This is a genomic window from Bacillus sp. FSL K6-6540 (assembly GCF_038007545.1).
Map to the genome: position 1 here is coordinate 317,298 of NZ_JBBOXH010000001.1, position 19,671 is coordinate 336,968.

The following is a 19,671-nucleotide window of genomic DNA, read 5'->3' on the forward strand; positions in this document are numbered from 1 at the left end:
AAAATAGCCATGTTACATATGTTTGTTGCCCAGACCAAAGCAGAAAGTATACGAATTATCCGTAGTCCATTTTTCTTACTCTTCTCCATTGCGATGCCGCTTGCTTTCTACTTTTTATTTGCAAGTATGAATGGGGTAGATCAATCGATTCAATCAACAACTTGGGGTGTCTTTTCATTGATGTCGATGACTGCATTCAGTTTGATCGGTACAGCCGTATCTCAATTCGGTATCCGTCTATCGTTTGAGCATCAAGATGGGTGGGTACGCCTGTTGAAGCTGACTCCACTATCTCCTGCAGTCTGGATTGGCAGCAAAATCGTATCGCAAATGGCGGTTCACTTGATCGTCATTGTTGTTATATTTGTATCTGCTGGCCTTGTTCATGATATACAATTGACAGCCGGGCAATGGATTTTATGCGGACTATGGTTATGGATTGGGAGCATATCTTTTCTGGCGCTTGGTGCCTTGTTAGGAACGCTTAAAAATGCGAATACCTCCGTTGCCATCGGAAATGTATTACAGATGGGGCTTGCCATTGTGGGAGGGCTTTGGATGCCGCTTAGTACTTTGCCAAGTTGGATGGGCTCGGTCGGGGAATGGCTTCCATCTCACCGTTACGCCAATGGGGCATGGAATATGATCGCTGGACAAAATCCAGCAAGTATCGATTTCATAATTTTGACAGGATGCGGTCTCTTCTTTATGCTACTATCAATCTATATATATAATCGACGGGATGCGGTCTAATTGAATAGAGAAAAGTGGCGTCTCTTTCCAAAATCGGAAGGAGTCGCTCCTTATATTTTGTTAACAAATTTAATGATACCCATGTACTTTTTACTCTATGAGCCATCAAGTATACAGTGGCTTGGCTTTGTTCTGTTAGGCATATTCGTTCTATCGTTTCGACAATCCTACTTTTATTTAAAGTGGGCCACGCCAATATTGATCGTACAGGTGGGTATACTTTTAATTTTAGCAGCTGTATTTCACCCTATGTATACGTTTATGGGTTTTATGATAGCTGCTCCGCTGAGCAAACAAAAGCTGCCGATATTACTCTCTATAACGATCGTTTTCACTGTAGCTATGGGATTTATCGCTGTTCCTTACTTGGATCGGATGGGCAGCCTAGTATGGATAGGGCTGGTGCCAATGTTTGGCATCTGTATTCTGCCGTATATTATTCGAACTTCGACCAGGTTTCAACAGAAGTCTGCGCGGCTGCGGGCAGAAACTGCTGAACGAATGGCACAGCAGGAGGAGCGCCAGCGGATCGCACGTGAATTACATGATACATTGGGACATACGCTGTCATTAATCGCACTAAAAGGCGAGGTCGTTGAGAAATTGGTCAATCGTCAACCCGAGAGAGCGATAGCAGAGGCTCGTGAAATACGAGAAACGGCACGCGCAGCCTTGAAACAAATGCGAGAATTGGTTACGGAGATGAAAGTTACATACCTCGCTGATGAATATAAGCATGCTGTATCGTTATGTTCAGCAGCGGGCATAACGCTTTTTTTTCAATATCAATCGATTTCAGATCCAAGACCTTCAAATGTAGGGACGGAAGACGCTTTAGTGAACAATCCGCTTCCGTTAACACCCTTGCAGGAGACGATTTTGGCGATGTGTTTTCGCGAGACGATTACAAATGTGGTTCGTCATAGCCGAGCAACAAGTTGCAGCGTTCTTCTCGACATTCAGGAAGGGGAAGTTCGTGTATCTGTACGTGATGATGGTATTGGGGCAGATATGGATCAATTCTATACTAGCAGTAATGGCCTCGCCGGTTTACGGCAGCGGTTGGTTATGATCGACGGACGTATGTCGCTGTCTTCGTCCCCAGGCAAGGGGACGGAAGTCACCTTACATATACCTAGGGTAATACGAAATGAAAAGGTAGGTAGTGCTTAGATGATTCGTATTGTTTTGGCAGAAGATCAAAAGTTATTAAGGGGAGCATTGGCAACTTTACTCTCGTTAGAAGATGATATTGAAGTAGTCGGTCAAGCTGAAAATGGGGAAGAAGTGATGTCCATGATTCAGCAATATGAACCCGATGTAGCTGTTCTGGATATTGAGATGCCGCTGAAAACGGGGTTAGATATTGCGGAATTAATTCAAAAAAATAAGTCAGCTTGTCGTGTCATCATCTTGACGACATTCGCGCGTCCTGGATATTTCCAGCGGGCTATGCAGGCAGGAGTTTATGGATATCTTCTTAAAGATACGGGCAGCGAGGAACTGGCTGATGCGATTCGTCGGGTCTATGATGGGAAACGTGTCATCAATTCAGAATTGTCGCTCGCGATATGGGATGATCCATGTCCATTATCACCCAGGGAACGTGAAGTCATGAAGTTGGCTGCCCAAGGCTTAGTTCTTCAAGATATTGGAGCACAGCTGTTTCTATCCTATGGAACGGTACGGAACTATATGTCAGAGGCGATTGGGAAGCTTGGGGCGAATACACGGATCGAGGCAATCGATATCGCACGTAGCAAGGGATGGTTGGATTAAGGAGAACTCCGAGGTATGGAGGTAAGCGGATCACCCCATTCAAGGGATGATGCAGCCAGCCCATAGAGAGCTTTAGAAGCTCTCTTTTTTATGATCCGCTACTTAGCATACCGTAACCTAATCAATACACTGCGGCGAATTGTGGATTTGCATAGCCACGGTTCGCCTCCATATATACCATCAGAAAAGCGACTGAATATGGTCGATTTTTTGCTGTGAAGGGGTATGTCTCCCAGCTGCCAAAATACTGAATGTACTCGCTCTTCATTGCCCATGTACCGGGGAGTTTCTTGGGTGACATCAAAACTGTCATTACACTCTTAGAAGCCTATGTGATATTATACCTTCTCCCTTCATACCCCCATAAAAACCCGCTCATTGAGCGGGTTTTTTCTCGTTGTAATTATGGTTCTGTATAAGTTAAAAGAAGAACGTCTTTTTGGGCAATCTTTTAATTTGATATGAGTTCAAATAATAGATTTTTGAGGGAAAATATTCCAATTTAGCTAAAATAGTATATACTAAATAACAGGAGGTGACCCATATTATGGAATAATAAAACAGTTTTTTGCTATTTAAACAAGAAGACTTTGGTGCGCGGCTCTCAAATCAGTCAATACATAGGAAGATAAAGCAAATTTCAATTCAATATTAGGAGGAACGCTTGTGAAAAAAAGTTTAAAAACACTTTCTGGGTTATTAGCGCTCGTCATACTATTCATTTCCTTTATACCAGCAGCCCAGGCCAACGCCGATAGTGATCCGGTTGCAATCGAAAAGCTGTCGTATTTAAGCGGTGAAGAACAGTTAGACGCCCTTTTAGAAAATGGACTCGTATTGCCTGAAGCATTTGAACAGGACGAGTATACGGTAAATGCCGTAAAAACGATCGTAGCTGATATTCAGCGAGGAGTAACGACCGTAGACCGCATACCGTATAACTATACGGAGTTAGCGGAGCTGGCCAAGAGAATCCTGGATGTGTCCGGGCAAGAAAGCATATCTGCTTTAGCGAACTATACGTTAAAAGATAGTACGGTAATAGGAACATGGTCGAACAGCTATACAGGATATAATTGCTACGGGTATTCCATAGGCGTGCATGTCTTTCAAAATCCGGGCTATCATTCCAATCAGAGCTTCAACATGAATCTATCGATTGCAAGTATGGCAGATTTAGTCGTTGATGATCTGGAGGCCCTTGGATATTGGGGTTATAAGACAGCGACTAAACCATCATCGTTGGCTAATTATGAACGTGTGGTGGCAATCCGAAAAGGAAGCGTCGATTACCATTTCATGAAAGGAACGACGACGGCTTCGGATTGGACTCATAAGCCAGGAGGGACGAATCCTTTGAGATGGAATTATTCTTCGCCTGGGTATAAAACTTGGACAAATGAATATTCCTACAATAATGTAAGTTATCAAGGAGACATCACCTACAATAGCTCCATTTATTACATCATCTATTGGCCTAAAAACGTCGGTCCACAGCCTGACAAGATTGATTTTTCAATTTGAGTGAAAAAGGCGATTCTTTTCCAGTAGTCGCCTGCGTCAAGAGCTAATCCTAAGGAATGGAATTGTTTTTCTTGGAGGTTTTGGATTCAAAGGAATTTCCTTTTCAATTTATCGGTGATTTGAAGTTGATTTTATCCTTATTCGTACACAGGAGGTGCCGGGTTGATGTCCAACATAATCAAAGTCGGCGGACTTAAATTACTGTTCATCTGTGCGGGCCTGGGATTGATTCTGCTTGGCGCCGGGTGCGCTCCGAAGACGGAGGAAGATGTGAAACCGGAGGTTGTAAACGTACCTGCGGAAGAAATGATCGCCATACTTTGGAATAAAGGATGGTCACCGGCTATCAGCGTCACTCGGGGCATTCCGTTTGAACTGAGCGGCAGTGATGAAATCGCGTATGACATATCAGGCGATACCGACTACTTATGCGCGGAAATCAAGGGCAGGCTTGAAAGCATGAGCAAGACGGGAACCTCAAGGAAAGCGGGAGAGCAATTTTACTGGAGCCCTCTCTGCGGGGACCCTCCGGCTGATCTCGCCGAAATTGAAACTTCATGGGTCACCGTCGTTCGTAAACAGGATGGGTATCCGACCGGAATGGTTCTGGTCAGGATCTCGCCGGAGCGAGACAACGGGAATGGAGGATTGACGTTCAAGGCAGACATCATCGCGAGTTTGGCTTTTCCCCAACAAGACGGGGCTTACCAAGACATTTCTGACGAGGATTTAAAGGAACTTGAAGCCACCTACAAAAATTGAAAGGACAGAGGCTCCATTCCCCACTCAAAGATTATTTGCTGATTTAGAAGTATGAATTGTCCATAAAATGTATGCAAAAGTCATCAGCCCATGTTCGGGTTGGTGACTTTTCCATTTGTGGTATAATAACCCGAAATGTCCACATTAACTGAAGATTGGCTGGTGAATTGGAATGAGCGAAAAATTCTGGTTAGTGGTACAGTATCCTCTGAAAAGTGCAAAAGGCAGCCAACGCGACCACTGGTTAAGAGAAAAAGTAATGGAATATTTAGAATTATCTCTAGCGGATGCGGATTTGGGCCATGTCGACGGCTTTGATATGGGGACATGCATTTCCGACCCGAAGAAGTATGCGCTTAATATATTTTGTGTTGTTACGGAGGAAGAACGGGGTATAGCCTTGGTAAAAAGAGTGATAAAAGAGAGTCGGCTTGATTATACCCGCATAAAAATGGCTACCATGCCCTATGGAAAAGAAGAAGAAACCTATACTCTGAAGTATGCCTATAAGAAGGGCGTTACCGATTTTTCACTATAGCCTATACGGTGTTTAAATGTCGTTCGGCGAGTTGGTCATAGTGTCTTCGCTTCAATAAATTCACCAGAGCCAGGCCCATTCCTAGTCTAAGGTCTAGGTTCAGATACCCCCTAAGACGGTTATGTCAGCCAAATAACGCGGATATAATGGATTTATAACTCGGAGCGTGACTTATGAAGCCATAAGGGGTGTTTGAATATGAAGGCAACAGAAGCGACTGCCATGTCGCGGGCAGGCAAGGTGAATTGGGTGCTTTTTAATCCGAAAACCTATGCAACGATTCTCTATTTATTGCTATCTCTCCCGTTAGGGATTATTTATTTTACAGTAGCGATAACGGGACTTACATTATCCATCGGTTTGACTCCGATATTTATCGGAATACCGCTGTTTTTTGGAGTAGCTAAGCTGTTGAATGGGATTGTGGTTTTTGAACAAAGCATGATTAGACAAATTTTAGGTTTACCTAATCCTACTGTATCGTATACCTACAATCACCAGTCTGAAGCTGGGCAGAATTGGTTGAAACGAATGGTGAGCGGATTTGACGGAGCGCTCTTTATTCGAAATCTGCTGCTCGTATTACTAAGATTTGTTACTGGCATCGTATTCTTTGTTATTATGGTAACGGTGATTTCACTGGGACTCGGATTGATTGCTCTTCCGGTCGTGCATATCATTTTGATGAATGAATTGCAGCTTGATATTTTGGAGAATAGCTTGTTCAGTTATTTTCATATCGATTGGACCTATAATCAGCAATACCTGCTGTACGTAGGCGTAGGCCTTATCCTGTTCTGGGTCGCGCTGCGCGTTGTGAATGGGCTTATGCAAATTCTGCGCAGAATCATGTATGTGGATGAGCCCTATCAGCAGCCGTCAGTGCCGCCGATGGAAGCACAAATCCATGCGCCCGTTCAGTCGCAATATTACGAGTACCAAGAGGATCACCCCACTCAAGGGATGATGCAGCCAGCCCATAGAGATCTTTAGAAGATCTCCCCAAAGCGACCTTAACCGGTCGCTTTTTCGTTTTTGCGTCCGGTTTAAGCCTGAAATATAGCCCGATCTACGCCTTGTATCTACAGATTTCAGCCGTTCACGACCATCCCGGATGGATGTTGTCCAAGAGGAAGTGTCATTTCCCCGACCTATAATCATTAACTCAGAATATCGCGGAATGCGCAGGTTATAACAAAATGATTGTTTCGGAACTGTTTTCGCAGCTGATAAGCTGTGGGTGGAATTCCAAAATTTGTTGATTTTAAACAAGGACTTTGGTTTTGACAGACATGGTCCATAAAGCGAGGAGGCTGATAAGAAAGTTCCAAATTATTGCAAGCGATTACAAAGCACAAGTGAATAAAAAAAGGAGGAGATGAAATGAAGAACAGCGTTGCAAAGGTAACCGGCATGGTGGTGTTGTTTTCTCTGGCGCTATCTCTCATAGCGGGAGGATGGGTGAATAAGACAACGGTCCATGCTGCCGGTCTTTCGATTATCGGCGGCGGGGGCTGGAATGAAACGGCGTATATAGAATGGTCACCCGTGAGTAATGCGGAGGGATACAATGTCTACGTGAAACACGCCAATGCGCCGGATTCCAGCTATCAACAAATGGATAATGAGCTGATCCGGCAATACCCTTCCTATTGGAGAGCAGATGCCGTTGGACTTGCAGCAGGAAATTATGTGATGAAGGTTGAAGCCAGGCTGTCGGACGGTTCAACGGTAAGTGTCGTTTCGAATAACCTATCCGTAGCGCCGCATGATCGATCCGGATTTGCTTTTTCCTCAGACTCGCCATACGGGACTGGCTCGGGTGCCTACAATGATGACGGTACGCTTAAAGATGGTGCACAAGTTATTTATGTGACCTCCGAGACGGCACGAACTGTAACCCTTGATGTGAAAATCAACAGCTCAGGCGGGGTTCAAACGGGCGTGGGGATCGGCGATATTTTGACGCTAAGACAAAAAGGCTACGATACAACCCCTCTTGCGATCCGGTTTATTGGAAAAGTTACCGATGACGACATGAACGGACAACTGAATAGCAGCGGCTACCTTCAAGTAAAAGGCAAGAACGATTACTCGGAAATGAATATGACGATCGAAGGGATCGGAGACGACGCTTATGCTTATGGGTGGGGATTGCTCCTTAGATACGTAGGGAATGTGGAAGTAAGAAACCTCGGGCTCATGTTGTTTCCTGATGATGGAATTTCCATGGATACAGGAAACGTCAACGTGTGGGTGCATAATAACGATCTATTTTATGGAACCGCAGGAGGAGATGCCGACCAGGCCAAGGGCGATGGTTCAACGGATCTGAAAAAAGGATCGACCTATATTACCATCTCCTACAATCACTACTGGGATTCGGGAAAAGCGGCTTTGGTCGGTTTGAGTGAATCGGAGGAATTCTTTGTCACCTTCCACCATAACTGGTTTGATCACTCGGACTCCCGCCATCCGCGAATCCGATTGGCATCGGTTCATATCTATAATAACTTCTATGACGGAGTCTCAAAATATGGGGTCGGTGTGACAACGGGAGCTTCGGCCTTTGTGGAATCCAATTACTTTAGACATGCCAAATACCCGATGTTGAGTTCCTTGCAAGGTACGGATGCTTTAGGGGAAGGGACCTTTTCGGGCGAAGACGGAGGCGTGATTAAGGCCTATAACAATAGGATCGTAGATGCGGACAGTCTGATTTATGCAAACTCCAATACCGGAACAGCTCCGGCAAATGCAACCTCATTCGATGCATACTTGGCTTCATCAAGAAATGAAACCGTACCAAGCTCATACAAAGCATTCGTGGGAGGAACGGCTTATAATAACTTCGATACAACCGTCGATACGGGAGTAAATAGCGCCGACATCGATAACGTGAGCGATGTGGAACAGATCGTTACCGCACAAGCCGGACGCCTGAATAACGGGGACTTCACTTGGGAATTCAATGATGCCGTAGACGACACATCCTATACACTCAATACAGCTCTTATGGCTAAAATAAGCAGCTACACCAGCGGGCTTGTATCCGTAGGCGGGAATTCAACCGGGGCGGAGCCGGAACCAGAACCGTCCACCGGAGAACAAGTTCACAACTTTACAACGTCCGGATTAGCAAGCGATTTCTTTCATATTGTAGGGAATCTCTCCACAACCAAGGGAACCGCGGTGTATAACGGCTTAACGCTAACCCAATGTTTGAAAATCGAGAGTTCAACCCGCATTACCTTTACCTCTACGGAAACCGCTACATTAACATTAGTGTTTAATTCGGCAGACGGAACCAAGATCAAGATTGATGGAACGAGTTATCCCATGACGAATGGTATGGTCAGTGTGCCACTTGCTCCAGGAGCGCATACGATTACAAAAGATCATACGACGAATCTCTTTTATATGGAGTTGGAGTAGAGCAGGGCGGGGTTTGTGCTCCCGCGCGTCTCTCATACGAATATAAAAAGCGACCGTGATTCGGTCGCTTTTTATATTTTATCTGTTGATTTGGTTATTGGGACACCATGCATCTGAATGGTAGCTGCTAAGTCGGGAAACTGATATTTATGATTAACCATATTACCGTAAAATCCTCCGCTTTCTTTGGGTTCATCCTAAAATACAAGTCATTATAACGCAGGAATATGACAAGTGCTGTAAAAGCGGTGCGTTTATTAGCATTGTAGAAAGGATGATTTTGCCCTAATGACTCTAACAAAGCAGCAGCCTTTTCGAACACGGTCTGATAAGCCTCCTCCCCAAAAGCGGAGGTCTGAGGGCTTAGTACGGCGGATTCGAGAAACCTGGGTTCCTTTACCCCGATTTGTTCACTTGGACTGTAGCGTTGAATCATCGATACATTAATAGCCATGACTTCTTGGACGGATAGATAACGATTTGATGTCATCTATCTTTTAGTCCTTGCAGTGTTTGATCGTACTCCTCAATAACATTTGTTAAAGTATCCAAGAAGTCTGCACTAATTCCTTCAGGTAATGAAACTCTTGTTGACTTCTTAATTATAATTTCTCCTGTTTCCGGGCTAACATCAATGCTGACGTTGTCACCTTGATCCAATCCAATTTGCTTCAAAGCGTCAGTCATGGTTATACCTAAACTGTTGCCGAATTTGGTCACTTTTCGTTCCATCAGAGCCACCCTATTCATAAAGATTCACTCCTTATCAGCACATTCAATCGTTATAACAATTATACAATTATGAAATCGATTTCACAGTCTAACTTTAGCCAACTTCGGAATTCGATTTCGTATCCCATAGTCATCCCCACCATGTTCCTGTACAATGAAGTGAAAATAAACGGGACTGGCGGAAGGGGGTGGCCAGCGTGTCTTTCAGGTTCAAACCGCTTAAGTCCTGGAGTCTTCGTGCTAAAATTTTGCTGATCTTCCTGCTGCTCATTTCGATTCCGCTCAGCCTGCAGGGCGTGGCTACCTACGTGGGTTTCTCCAACTCCGTTGAACGAAGAACCTCCGATTATACCGCTCAATTGGTGGACCAGATCAACCGGAATTTGGACAGGACCCTGATGGAGATGCAGAGATTGACGTTGATGCCTTTATACGATTCGGGGGTATTGTCCATCTTGCGCAAGTACAGGGAGGAGGATAGTCTACATCAGCAGCCTACGGTGGAAGAACGCTCCAAAATGCAACTTTATATCGCCAGCATGACCTTCGACAGGCCAGAGATTGACAGTATCCAGATTTTCGCCGGAAGCGGTTACACCTTCTCGAGCCTGGCTCCTAGCGCGATCGCTGCATATACGGACGTGGAGCGGCAGCCCTGGTACCCTGGCGTGGTAGAAGCAAGAGGAGCTTGGGTGCTGCTTCCGCCGCATCGGCCTTCTTACTATCTGGACGGCAATCAAAGCTATTTTTCCGTAGCCCGGCTGATCCGTGAGCCCAATACCAACCGGACGCTCGGGTTAGTCAAAATCGATTTGAAGCAGACCTTGTTCAAGCAGCTTGTCGATAATGTCAGGCTGGAAGAGAACGGCGGCATCGTCGTGCAGAATAGCCGGGAAGAGCTTTTCTACACGGCGACCGCAGATGGGGATACGGAGGCGTCCAAGCTGCTTTCGGATCGGATCCTCGGCCTTTCAGGGCGTTCGGAAACGGCCAGCGCGATTCTGCATATGGAAGGAAGCAAGTATTTGGTTGTCTCCAACTATTCCCGATATTCCGATATTAATATCGTCAGCTATATTCCGGTGGCGTCCCTGCTTGTGGAGACCAAGGAACTTCGAAATTTTACGCTTCTAGCCGGCCTGATATGTCTCGTTTTGGCCGGGGCCTTAGCTATCTACTTCTCTTATCGGCTGACCCAACCTCTCGGGACGCTGGTTAGAAAAATGCGACTTGTGGAGCTCGGCGATTTCAAGCAGAGTGTGCCGGTAACTGAGGATGAAATCGGTCGGCTTGGTTCCGGCTTCAACCGGATGGTAGAGGAAATCGACCGGCTCGTCCATGAAGTGTACGTGCTCGGCATGAGGGAAAGAGAGGCGGAGCTAGCCGCCCTGCAAAGCCAGATCCAACCCCATTTTATATATAATACACTGGAGTCGATCAGCATGCTTGCCCGGCAGCGCAATAATGAGGACGTCTCGGAAATGGCCACGGCTTTGGGACGACTGATCCGCAGCGCAGTGGAGCAGGACCGAAGCCTCATCCGGCTTGGCGAGGAGCTTGAGACGGCGGAGTCGTATATTCGCATCCAAAAAATGCGCCATGGTTCCAGGCTGCAGGCTATGTTCGATATCGAAGAAGGGTTGGACGATTGCCTGGTCCCGAAGCTGCTGCTCCAGCCGCTCATTGAAAATGCGATTATGCACGGGATTGGAGACCGCGAGCAAGGGGGAACGGTATACGTTACGGTGGCGCGATTTGAGGATGAGGTGCTGTTGACCGTTCGGGATGACGGGCGGGGCTTGTCAGAGGATGAATTGGCGGCTTTGCAAGCCTCATTGGAAGAGGCCGGGGATGATGTGGCAGCAAAAACGCCGGCGATGCCATTACGCGGTCATGGAGTGGCGCTAAAAAATATTAATCAGCGGTTGCGTTTGATTTACGGCCGGGACTGCGACTTCGAAATCGATGGAAGCTTGGGACAAGGTACGGCTTTTACCGTGACGCTGCCGTTCGCGAAACAAGAAAAGTAGGAGGTCATCCATGATCAAGCTCATGTTGGTGGAGGACGAGGACATTATCCGTAAAGGCATCCGCGATTTGATCGGCCGTGTGGCTCCTGATGTTGAGGTCGTATACGAAGCCGCTCACGGCAAGGAAGCGCTGGCTTATCTGGAACGCAATGTGGTGGATGCGCTCATTACGGATATTCGAATGCGGGAGATGGACGGGCTTCAGATGGTGGAAAAGCTGCGAATCGCAGGCCATGAGATGCCGATTGTCATTATCAGCGGCTATGGAGATTTTGTATATGCTAAAAAAGCGCTGCAATTCGGGATCGCCGATTACCTGCTGAAGCCCATAGACCGTAAGGATTTTACGGTTGCATTGGACAAGATTCGGCTAACCCTGAATTCTTCAAATCGATATGCGGGTGGGACTGAGCCGCAAAGCGAGGCGGACGGGGGGCCGCCATCCAGCGAGGGGCGCAGGATGATCCGGAAGCTGAAGGCGCATATCGCTGAAAACCCCGACGGTGATTTGCGTCTGCAGACGTTAGCGGAGATGGTGCATTTAAATCCTTCCTATCTAAGCCAGCTCTTTAAGCAGGAAGGAGGCGGCAATTTGTCCGATTATATCGCCGAAACGCGCATCCGGCGAGCCTGCAAGCTGCTGGAGACGACGAATTTGAAGGTTTACGATATCGCCCGTTTATCGGGATATCAAAGTCCGAAGCATTTTATGCTGGTATTTAAACAGCATACCGGAATGACGCCGGGAACCTATCGGGAGTTATACAGTGTGTAATACTACATAACAAATTATGTTATGTAGTTCTTTTTTATGGACTAAAACGGAAATAACCTAAAAAAATCGTACCTTTTCTGAACGTTTAGTGATTTTTTATATGACCATATGTAAATATAATTAACCTCATCACAACCTTAACTTGAACAATGCAGAGGGGGAAGCGGTATATGAAAAAATGGTTGACCGGTTTATTGGCATTAACACTTGGTGTGGGGCTCATGGGCTGCGCCGGGAAAGAACAGCCGAATCATACCCCAGGCGAAGCCAGTGGCGAGAAGGTACTGCTCAAATTCGCGACATGGGGAAATCCGGCGCAGCTTGAGCTGTACAAAGGGCTGACCGACGCTTTCACGGAGGAGCATCCGAATATTGAGGTGCAAATTGACACGATCCCGTTTGCGGACTATCAGCAAAAAATGTCCGTACTGGCGGCAGGCCAGGAGCTGCCCGACATTGCCTGGGTATCGGAGCGGATGGTACCGCAATTTATGGCCAACGACATTCTGGCCGATGTCACGGATATCGTTCAGGATGATGCTTTTGACATCGATGACATTATACCTTCGACGCTTGAACTGTTTCGCCAGGACGACAAGCTATATGGACTGCCGTTTTCCACTCCGCCCAGCGTGGTGTTCTACAACGAAGATTTGTTCAAGCAAGCGGGCTTAAGTACGCCGAACGAGCTTGCGGAAAAAGGAGAATGGACGTGGGAAACGTTCGAAGAAGCCGCAAAAACGATCAAGACGAGCGCTGCTTCACCGAACGTTTACGGGGCTAACTTTTTCCGCGACTGGAAGACATGGATTATTCTCGCTTCGTATTCTTGGTCAAACGGGAGCGGACCATTTAATCCAGAGATGACGGAATACACTTGGAATGATCAATACGGGGTTGAAACCTTGGACATGCTGAAGCGCATGATGTTTACGGAAGGCTCGCACCCGAAGGCGGGAGAGCAGGTTAATTTTGAATCCGGGCAAATCGGCATGATTTTCGACAACTATAGCTTTGTATCCAAAGCCAGGGAAATCCAAAATTTCAAATGGAGCATTGCGCCAATGCCATCGGGCTCGAAAGGCAGCGTTCCGATGATGGGTCAGGCGGGTTACGTGCTATTTAAAGAGGGAAAACATCCGGAGGAAGCCAAGGAACTGCTGAAATTCCTTGCCGGCAAAGAGGGTGTGCAGAAAACTTCGGCCTTCTTTGTGCCGCCGCGCCAATCGGTGTTGAACTCGGATGAGTTCCTGAGCGTGGAGGGCAATCCGGATGCCGGGCACATCAAGCAGGCGGTCATCGACGAAATGCCTAAAGCGGTTGTGCAGCCGGGACATATCCGCTGGCAAAACATCGACACGGAGATTTTGACGGGCTTTGACGAGTTATTTGCCGGGCGGGGCGAACCGCAGAAAATTCAGGATGAGGTAAAAAGCAAGGTGGATGCTCTGCTGAGCAAATAGAGGCAGTTACGTTAGGAGGAACGGGCATGAATCGTTTGGATAAAGCATTAAACGAAGCGCCGGGGCTGCAGCTGTTCGTCAGCCTCCCGGCCAATGACATCAAGCTTGCAGAGGCAGCCTTGGCTTCGGGCGCCGACGGATTGAAAGTCCATATCAACGTAGGGCACCGGGCCAGCGGCAATCGCTTCGGCACGCTGGACAGCTATGCCGACATGTTCAAGGACATTCGCTCCCGCTTTAACGGCCCCCTTGGAATTGTGCCAGGAGGCTCGGTGGAAGAGGTAAACGCGGAGGAAATCAACCGGCTCCCTGAGCTCGGAGTCGATTTCTACTCGATTTATGCCTTTCATCATCCTGCTTCTCTGCTGCAGGCCCCGGGACTGGCAAGAACGTTTGCGATCGATAGCGAGTTCGACCGGGGCCTCGTGGAAGGAGGCCGGACCTTCGGCATCAGCGCGCTTGAGGCTTCCATCGTTCCCGGCCATGAATATGGTACCAGGCTTACCCTTGCCGATCTGCTTCATTACCGCTGGCTGGCGGCACACGGCGGTTTGCCGGTCATTGTGCCAACGCAGCGTAAAATCGGCCCGGAGGATATCCCGGCCTTGGCCGATAGCGGCGTCAAGGTGCTATTGGTCGGAGCGGTGGTCACGGGCAATGAAGCGGAAGGCATCCTTAGGGAGGTTGCCGCTTTACGGAATGCAATCGATCGTCTGTAGAGGTGCCCCACAAGGAGGAAAGCGACATGACCACACTTGAAACGATAAAATCTGAAGGGCCCGGCCGTCCATTCCGAAGGAAGGCAAGGAAGACCAGGTCTTTAAACCGGGGAGACCATTTGGCGGGCTGGCTGTTTGTGCTGCCGATGGTGCTGGGGTTCGTTCTACTGCTGCTTGTCCCGCTCATAATGGCGCTTTATATGAGTTTTACCGATTGGCCGCTGCTGGGTGAGGCCAAGCTCATCGGATTCGAGAATTACCGCACGATTGCGGGGGACGCAGAATTTTGGCGCGTGCTGGGCAATACGCTTTATTTTGCCGCCGGACTTGTTCCGCTGAACATTATTTTGGCATTGCTGCTTGCAATCCCGTTATCAAAAAATATTCGCGGAGCCGGCTTTTTCCGGACATTGATCTTTATTCCGGTTATGACCTCGCTGGTGGTCTGGTCGATTGTCTGGAAGTATATGTTTGCCACGGATTCCGGGTTCATTAACCAGCTGCTGCGTATGATCGGCATTACCGGACCGGCCTGGCTGTACGATACCCGGCTTGCCATGCCCGTTGTTATCGTGACCAGTCTCCTGAAAAATGTCGGTTTGAATATGGTGTTGTTCATTGCGGCGCTGCAGCAGGTTCCGGCGCAGCTCTACGAGGCGGCCAGGATCGATGGCGCAGGGAGAATGCGGATTTTTTTCCGAATTACCGTACCCATGATCACGCCGACGATTTTTTTGACCCTGATGATGACCATTATCGGTTCGCTGAAGGTGTTCGGACAAATTTACGTGATGACACAAGGGGGGCCTTCCGGAAGCACCAAGGTGCTCGTCTACAACATTTGGGAACGAGCCTTTAAGCTGTTCGAGTTCGGATATGCTTCTGCGCTGGCTTATGTGCTGTTTGTCATCACCCTGCTGCTTACGCTGGCACAATGGCAGATGAGAAAAAGGTGGGTTCTGAATGAAAGCTAGTCTATTTGCTAAAAGGGGCAACCCGGCAGGCGGGAACCTGTTCCATTATCTGCTGCTGCTTGCCGTTTCGGTGGTCATGATGACCCCGTTCGTGTGGATGGTCTCTACTTCGCTCAAACAGCCGGCTGATGTGTTTGTTTTTCCGCCGCAGCTGATTCCGTCGCCGATACGATGGGCGAACTATGCGGAAGTGCTGGAGACGATCCCGTTCCATCTATTTTATGGCAACAGCGTCTATATCGCCCTTCTGGTTACCGTGGGCACCGTGCTTTTCTCTTCCATGGCGGGGTATTCTTTCGCACGAATTCCTTTTTGGGGGAGAAGCCTGGTGTTTCTGATGCTGCTGAGCACGATGATGATACCGAATGAGGTTATTGCCATTCCGATGTTTCTGTTTATGCGTGAGCTGGGTTGGATCAATACGCATTTACCGCTGATTATTTTGCCTATATTCGGCGCGGGCGGCGTGTTCGGGGTGTTTGTGATGCGGCAATTTTTTCTGGGGATTCCGAAGGAACTGGAGGAGGCAGCGATGATCGACGGCTGCTCGCGGCTGCGGATTTATTCCACAATCATGTTGCCGTTAGCAAAACCCGCGATCGCCACACTGATCATTTTCACGTTTTTGACGAGCTGGAACGATTTTTTTGATCCGCTGATCTTTATTAATGACCGTAAGCTGATGACCTTGCCGCTGGGATTATCGCTGTTTACCGACGAATCGGGAACATCGTGGCATTTGCTGATGAGCGCTTCGGTTATGGCGACATTACCACTGCTCATTGTGTTTTTCTTTGCGCAGAAGCAGTTTGTCGAAGGGGTATCCATGACGGGTCTCAAGGAATAGGGGAAATAACGCTTAAAAAGGAGGAGTAAAAAGAGATGGACAGCAGGACACGGATCATGGAGGCGGACGTGGTAGTTATAGGTGCGGGGCCGGCGGGCATTGCCGCCGCCATTGCCGCCGGCAGGCAGGGGGCAAGCGTCATCTTGATTGAACGGTACGGATTTGTCGGCGGGATGTCTACGGCTGCCGGAGTTTATCCTTGGATGACGTTTCATACACAGCGAGGGGAACGGGTCATCGGCGGCATTGCACAGGAGATTGTGGAGCGCCTGATGGAGCGTGGGGGCTCGCCCGGCCATCTTCGCGATACCGTCGGTTTCGTGCATACGCTGACGCCGTACCATCCAGAGATATATAAGGTGCTTGCCGTCGATATGCTGCGCGAAGCGGGGGTGAAGCTCGTCTCGCACAGCTTCGTTGACGAAGTGGGACGTGAAGGCGAATACATCCAGTCCGTGACCCTTACTGGAAAATCGGGGCGAATCAAGGTGGATGGGAAGATGTTCGTCGACGCGTCCGGGGATGCGGACGTCGCTTATCTGGCGGGAGCGCCGACGCTTCAGGGGCGCGAAAGCGACGGGCTGTCGCAGCCGATGACGATGAAATTCCGGATGCGGGGCGTTGACGTGGAGGCGATTCGGAAGGCGATGATTGCTGATCCCGACAACTTTTATCACAAAACGCCGTTTGCCGAGCTAGAGAAGGAGCTTATTCCGCTCACGGGGGTTTCCGGCTTTTATAAGGAGTGGAAAGCTGCCGAGGTCCCGATCAACCGCGATCAGGTTCTGTTGTTTATCGGACCGGAGAAGGATGAGGTGCTGATTAACTGTACGCGGGTACAAGGCTTAAGCGCGACCGATGTCGAGGAACTGACTTTGGCGGAGGAGGAAGGGCGCAAGCAGGTGCTGATGATGGCGGAATTTTTGAAATCGCGGGTGCCCGGATTTGCCGAGGCCTCCATTTCCTCGGTTGCCCCCCAGATCGGAATTAGGGAGTCGCGCCGAATCGACGGTCTGTATCGGTTAACGATGGAGGACGTGGTGACGGGACGACATTTTGAAGACGGCATTGCGCGGAGCGGTTATCCGGTTGACTTGCATGATCCGTCAGGCAAAGGGATCATGGAGGCTACCATCGAGAATGACGGTTCCTACAGCATTCCTTACCGCTGCCTGGTGGCCCGAGGGCCAGTAAATCTGCTCGCGGCAGGGCGCTGCATTTCCACCACGCATGAAGCACTGGCGACCACGCGCTTGACGCCAAGCTGCATGGCTACGGGAGAAGCGGCGGGCACGGCGGCGGCCCTGGCCTGCAAGGCGGGAATTACCGCGGCGGAAGTCGATGCATCGCAGCTCAGGGAGATGCTGCACGCCCAAGGGGCGATTGTGTGAAGAGACGCGGGCTAGAAGAAGCAGGTTGTTGCTACTCTTGATTTTGATTCTCCAATCTGCACTGTTATTTTTTGGAGTCCAGCACATTGAAAGATTAAGTAATGGATATTATAATATTTTCAAACCAACTTTCACCTATTAATGGAAAATAAGTCCTCTAGATGATTAGGGGGCTTTGTTCGTCTTCCTTGGGATTGAGTGAAAAAAGGGCAACTCATTCTCAGCAGACACTTGCTAACAAGAACTCTAGGAATAAATTCTTTAGTTAATTTCATCCTTACTCTTACACAGGAGGTACAAGTAGATGTCCAACATAATCAAAGTCGGTGGGCTTAAACTACTGTTCTTCTGTGCAGGCCTGGGATTCATTCTGCTTGGCTCCGGGTGCGAATCGAAGACGGAAGAAGAGGTGCAACCAGAGGTTGTAAGCGTATCTGCGGAAGAAATGATAGCCATACCTTGGAATGAAGGATGGTCACCGGCCATCAGCGTCACCCCGGGCATCCCGTTTGAACTGAGGGGCAGCGATGAAATAGCGTATGACCTATCAGGCGATACCGACTACTTATGCGTGGAAATCGAGGGCACGCTTGAAAGCATAGGCAAGGCGGGAACCTCAAGGAAAGCGGGAGAGCGTGTTTACTGGAGTCCCCTTTGCGGGGAACCTTCAGCTGATCTCGCCGAAATTGAAGCCTCATGGGTAACCCTCGTGCGGAAGCAGGAGGGATATTCGACCGGATTGGTTCTGGTCGGGATTTCGCCAGAACGGGAGAACGGGAATGGAGGATCGACGTTCAAGGCAAACATCATCGCAAGCTTGGCTTTTCCCCAACAAGACGGGGCTTACCAAGAGATCTCCAACGAGGATTTAAGGGATCTTGAAGCCGAATATAAAAAATAATCCCATCGAATAGTGCTGGTTACGGGATGCTTCGGTATCACATACGATGTCGGCTAGAGTTGCGAAACAATGTAATCCAGGTGACATCAAAACTTGACTAAGCCCGTAGAAGCTTGTGTGTTGTCGTTATCTTCGGGCAGGGGTTCGACTCCCCTGCCTTCACCATGATGAACATCATCCGCATGAGGATGGTGTTTTTGTTTTATATTAATACTATAGGCTAGAGCATGTCGTACAGATGGAGTGAAACCGATGAATCATAGTCATGATGGAGAGGAACCATTGATAACGGTACTCAATATGGATGGTCAACAACTGACACCATGTTTGCCCCATCGGGCTTGGCGGGAAGTTGAGCGATCGCGAGCTGTCTGGGTTGATGAGCAGACGATCCAGTTGCTTTATAATCCGTTCTTATTTCGGGACTATCGCAAAGCTGCACTGAAACGAGATCATCACACTTGTTTGTGGTGCGGACGACACGCCACGACAGTGGACCATATGATCCCCTCAAGCAAAGGCGGCTCGGATCTTCCGTACAACCTGATCGCTTCATGCAGCGAATGCAATACGAAGCGAGGAAACCGTTCTGCACTGTCCTTTCTCAAAGAAAACGCACACGCTGTTCCAAATCTTATGAAGCTTAGCTGGCGTATCTTTATAGCTAAATACAGACATCGTCAATTGAAAAAAAGAGGCACTTAAGTAAAGGCTTAGAATTGTTGTTTTGACCGACCGAAGTCTATGCAGAAATCGTTACGCGCTCATTCATTTTGCCGACATTAAAACTGTGGCCTATGTGGTGTTGTCTTCGGACAGGGTTAAGCTCCCTCGCCTCTCTCATACCGATATAAAAGCGGCCGTGATTATGTTAGGAGGGGAGACAGTTCGGATTAGACAGCGTGCAGGAAATACCTAGAATACAGAGGTAAGTTGGAGAAAGACTTTTCGAAGAAGTGGAATTATCTTCCCTTGTTCAATGAATTTTCATTACCTTTGTGCTTTTAATCACAAGTGATGGAGCATGAGAATGCTAGTTTAGAGAAGT

General features: G+C 48.3%; 19 protein-coding genes. 17 read left to right on the plus strand and 2 right to left on the minus strand.

Going from position 1 to position 19,671, the window contains the following annotated elements:
• The first annotated feature begins 9 nt into the window (after positions 1 to 9).
• From MHH82_RS01450 to MHH82_RS01485, 8 genes are all read left to right on the plus strand, one after another.
• Complete coding sequence (locus MHH82_RS01450; RefSeq protein ID WP_251500261.1) at positions 10 to 753, plus strand: ABC transporter permease; 744 nt, start codon at positions 10 to 12, stop codon at positions 751 to 753.
• Complete coding sequence (locus tag MHH82_RS01455; protein WP_251500263.1) at positions 754 to 1,926, plus strand: sensor histidine kinase; 1,173 nt, start codon at positions 754 to 756, stop codon at positions 1,924 to 1,926.
• Entirely contained in the window at positions 1,927 to 2,532 is a 606-nt protein-coding gene (locus MHH82_RS01460) for a response regulator transcription factor (protein WP_340962704.1), read from the plus strand.
• A 666-nt stretch (positions 2,533 to 3,198) separates the two neighbouring features.
• Complete coding sequence (locus MHH82_RS01465; protein WP_012818510.1) at positions 3,199 to 4,056, plus strand: hypothetical protein; 858 nt, start codon at positions 3,199 to 3,201, stop codon at positions 4,054 to 4,056.
• 165 nt (positions 4,057 to 4,221) lie between these two features.
• A complete protein-coding gene (locus tag MHH82_RS01470) occupies positions 4,222 to 4,818 on the plus strand; it encodes a hypothetical protein (protein WP_012818511.1) in 597 nt (198 codons plus the stop codon).
• A gap of 172 nt (positions 4,819 to 4,990) precedes the next feature.
• Complete coding sequence (locus tag MHH82_RS01475) at positions 4,991 to 5,356, plus strand: hypothetical protein (protein WP_036672764.1); 366 nt, start codon at positions 4,991 to 4,993, stop codon at positions 5,354 to 5,356.
• Positions 5,357 to 5,554: 198 nt separating this feature from the next.
• Positions 5,555 to 6,349, plus strand: a complete 795-nt coding sequence (locus tag MHH82_RS01480) for a sensor domain-containing protein (protein ID WP_012818512.1) — start codon at positions 5,555 to 5,557, stop codon at positions 6,347 to 6,349.
• A gap of 390 nt (positions 6,350 to 6,739) precedes the next feature.
• The gene (locus MHH82_RS01485; RefSeq protein ID WP_012818513.1) at positions 6,740 to 8,791 is read left to right on the plus strand and encodes a pectate lyase family protein; all 2,052 of its coding nucleotides are present in this window, start codon (positions 6,740 to 6,742) and stop codon (positions 8,789 to 8,791) included.
• A gap of 127 nt (positions 8,792 to 8,918) precedes the next feature.
• Here the strand turns inward: MHH82_RS01485 and MHH82_RS01490 are convergent, their stop codons facing one another.
• Positions 8,919 to 9,281 carry a type II toxin-antitoxin system death-on-curing family toxin gene (locus tag MHH82_RS01490; protein WP_012818514.1) on the minus strand — a complete coding sequence of 121 codons (363 nt, stop codon included), beginning with the start codon at positions 9,279 to 9,281 and terminating at the stop codon, positions 8,919 to 8,921.
• Positions 9,278 to 9,541, minus strand: a complete 264-nt coding sequence (locus MHH82_RS01495) for an AbrB/MazE/SpoVT family DNA-binding domain-containing protein (RefSeq protein WP_012818515.1) — start codon at positions 9,539 to 9,541, stop codon at positions 9,278 to 9,280. The genes MHH82_RS01490 and MHH82_RS01495 overlap by 4 nt, the downstream gene beginning before the upstream one ends.
• A 179-nt stretch (positions 9,542 to 9,720) precedes the next feature.
• Here MHH82_RS01495 and MHH82_RS01500 point away from each other — a divergent pair, with 179 nt between their 5' ends.
• The 9 genes from MHH82_RS01500 (at position 9,721) to MHH82_RS01540 (ending at position 19,328) form a co-directional block, all read left to right on the plus strand.
• Positions 9,721 to 11,553 carry a cache domain-containing sensor histidine kinase gene (locus tag MHH82_RS01500; RefSeq protein WP_340962710.1) on the plus strand — a complete coding sequence of 611 codons (1,833 nt, stop codon included), beginning with the start codon at positions 9,721 to 9,723 and terminating at the stop codon, positions 11,551 to 11,553.
• 10 nt (positions 11,554 to 11,563) lie between these two features.
• Positions 11,564 to 12,328, plus strand: coding sequence for a response regulator transcription factor (locus MHH82_RS01505; protein ID WP_340962712.1), 765 nt, complete (start codon positions 11,564 to 11,566; stop codon positions 12,326 to 12,328).
• Between the two features lie 170 nt (positions 12,329 to 12,498).
• Positions 12,499 to 13,791 (plus strand): ABC transporter substrate-binding protein, encoded by a 1,293-nt coding sequence (locus MHH82_RS01510; RefSeq protein ID WP_340962714.1) that lies wholly within the window; start codon positions 12,499 to 12,501, stop codon positions 13,789 to 13,791.
• 26 nt (positions 13,792 to 13,817) lie between these two features.
• On the plus strand, positions 13,818 to 14,510 hold the full coding sequence (locus MHH82_RS01515; RefSeq protein ID WP_145040326.1) for a hypothetical protein: 693 nt from the start codon (positions 13,818 to 13,820) through the stop codon (positions 14,508 to 14,510).
• A gap of 26 nt (positions 14,511 to 14,536) precedes the next feature.
• A complete protein-coding gene (locus MHH82_RS01520) occupies positions 14,537 to 15,484 on the plus strand; it encodes a carbohydrate ABC transporter permease (protein WP_012818520.1) in 948 nt (315 codons plus the stop codon).
• Positions 15,474 to 16,331 carry a carbohydrate ABC transporter permease gene (locus tag MHH82_RS01525; RefSeq protein ID WP_012818521.1) on the plus strand — a complete coding sequence of 286 codons (858 nt, stop codon included), beginning with the start codon at positions 15,474 to 15,476 and terminating at the stop codon, positions 16,329 to 16,331. Before MHH82_RS01520 ends, MHH82_RS01525 begins: the two co-directional genes overlap by 11 nt.
• 35 nt (positions 16,332 to 16,366) lie before the next feature.
• Positions 16,367 to 17,722 (plus strand): FAD-dependent oxidoreductase, encoded by a 1,356-nt coding sequence (locus MHH82_RS01530; protein ID WP_251500293.1) that lies wholly within the window; start codon positions 16,367 to 16,369, stop codon positions 17,720 to 17,722.
• 304 nt (positions 17,723 to 18,026) lie between these two features.
• Positions 18,027 to 18,623 carry a hypothetical protein gene (locus MHH82_RS01535; RefSeq protein ID WP_251500298.1) on the plus strand — a complete coding sequence of 199 codons (597 nt, stop codon included), beginning with the start codon at positions 18,027 to 18,029 and terminating at the stop codon, positions 18,621 to 18,623.
• Positions 18,624 to 18,875: 252 nt separating this feature from the next.
• A complete protein-coding gene (locus tag MHH82_RS01540) occupies positions 18,876 to 19,328 on the plus strand; it encodes an HNH endonuclease (protein ID WP_251500301.1) in 453 nt (150 codons plus the stop codon).
• Positions 19,329 to 19,671 lie beyond the last annotated feature (343 nt).

Bases quoted from the DNA above. Each gene is read 5' to 3' on its own strand.
- MHH82_RS01450 (WP_251500261.1), top strand. From the start codon at position 10: ATGTTACATATGTTTGTTGCCCAGACCAAAGCAGAAAGTATACGAATT.
- MHH82_RS01505 (WP_340962712.1), top strand. From the start codon at position 11,564: ATGATCAAGCTCATGTTGGTGGAGGACGAGGACATTATCCGTAAAGGC.
- MHH82_RS01490 (WP_012818514.1), bottom strand. From the start codon at position 9,281: ATGACATCAAATCGTTATCTATCCGTCCAAGAAGTCATGGCTATTAAT.
- MHH82_RS01520 (WP_012818520.1), top strand. From the start codon at position 14,537: ATGACCACACTTGAAACGATAAAATCTGAAGGGCCCGGCCGTCCATTC.
- MHH82_RS01530 (WP_251500293.1), top strand. From the start codon at position 16,367: ATGGACAGCAGGACACGGATCATGGAGGCGGACGTGGTAGTTATAGGT.
- MHH82_RS01510 (WP_340962714.1), top strand. From the start codon at position 12,499: ATGAAAAAATGGTTGACCGGTTTATTGGCATTAACACTTGGTGTGGGG.
- MHH82_RS01535 (WP_251500298.1), top strand. From the start codon at position 18,027: ATGTCCAACATAATCAAAGTCGGTGGGCTTAAACTACTGTTCTTCTGT.
- MHH82_RS01475 (WP_036672764.1), top strand. From the start codon at position 4,991: ATGAGCGAAAAATTCTGGTTAGTGGTACAGTATCCTCTGAAAAGTGCA.
- MHH82_RS01495 (WP_012818515.1), bottom strand. From the start codon at position 9,541: ATGAATAGGGTGGCTCTGATGGAACGAAAAGTGACCAAATTCGGCAAC.
- MHH82_RS01540 (WP_251500301.1), top strand. From the start codon at position 18,876: ATGAATCATAGTCATGATGGAGAGGAACCATTGATAACGGTACTCAAT.
- MHH82_RS01515 (WP_145040326.1), top strand. From the start codon at position 13,818: ATGAATCGTTTGGATAAAGCATTAAACGAAGCGCCGGGGCTGCAGCTG.
- MHH82_RS01485 (WP_012818513.1), top strand. From the start codon at position 6,740: ATGAAGAACAGCGTTGCAAAGGTAACCGGCATGGTGGTGTTGTTTTCT.
- MHH82_RS01480 (WP_012818512.1), top strand. From the start codon at position 5,555: ATGAAGGCAACAGAAGCGACTGCCATGTCGCGGGCAGGCAAGGTGAAT.
- MHH82_RS01460 (WP_340962704.1), top strand. From the start codon at position 1,927: ATGATTCGTATTGTTTTGGCAGAAGATCAAAAGTTATTAAGGGGAGCA.
- MHH82_RS01470 (WP_012818511.1), top strand. From the start codon at position 4,222: ATGTCCAACATAATCAAAGTCGGCGGACTTAAATTACTGTTCATCTGT.
- MHH82_RS01525 (WP_012818521.1), top strand. From the start codon at position 15,474: ATGAAAGCTAGTCTATTTGCTAAAAGGGGCAACCCGGCAGGCGGGAAC.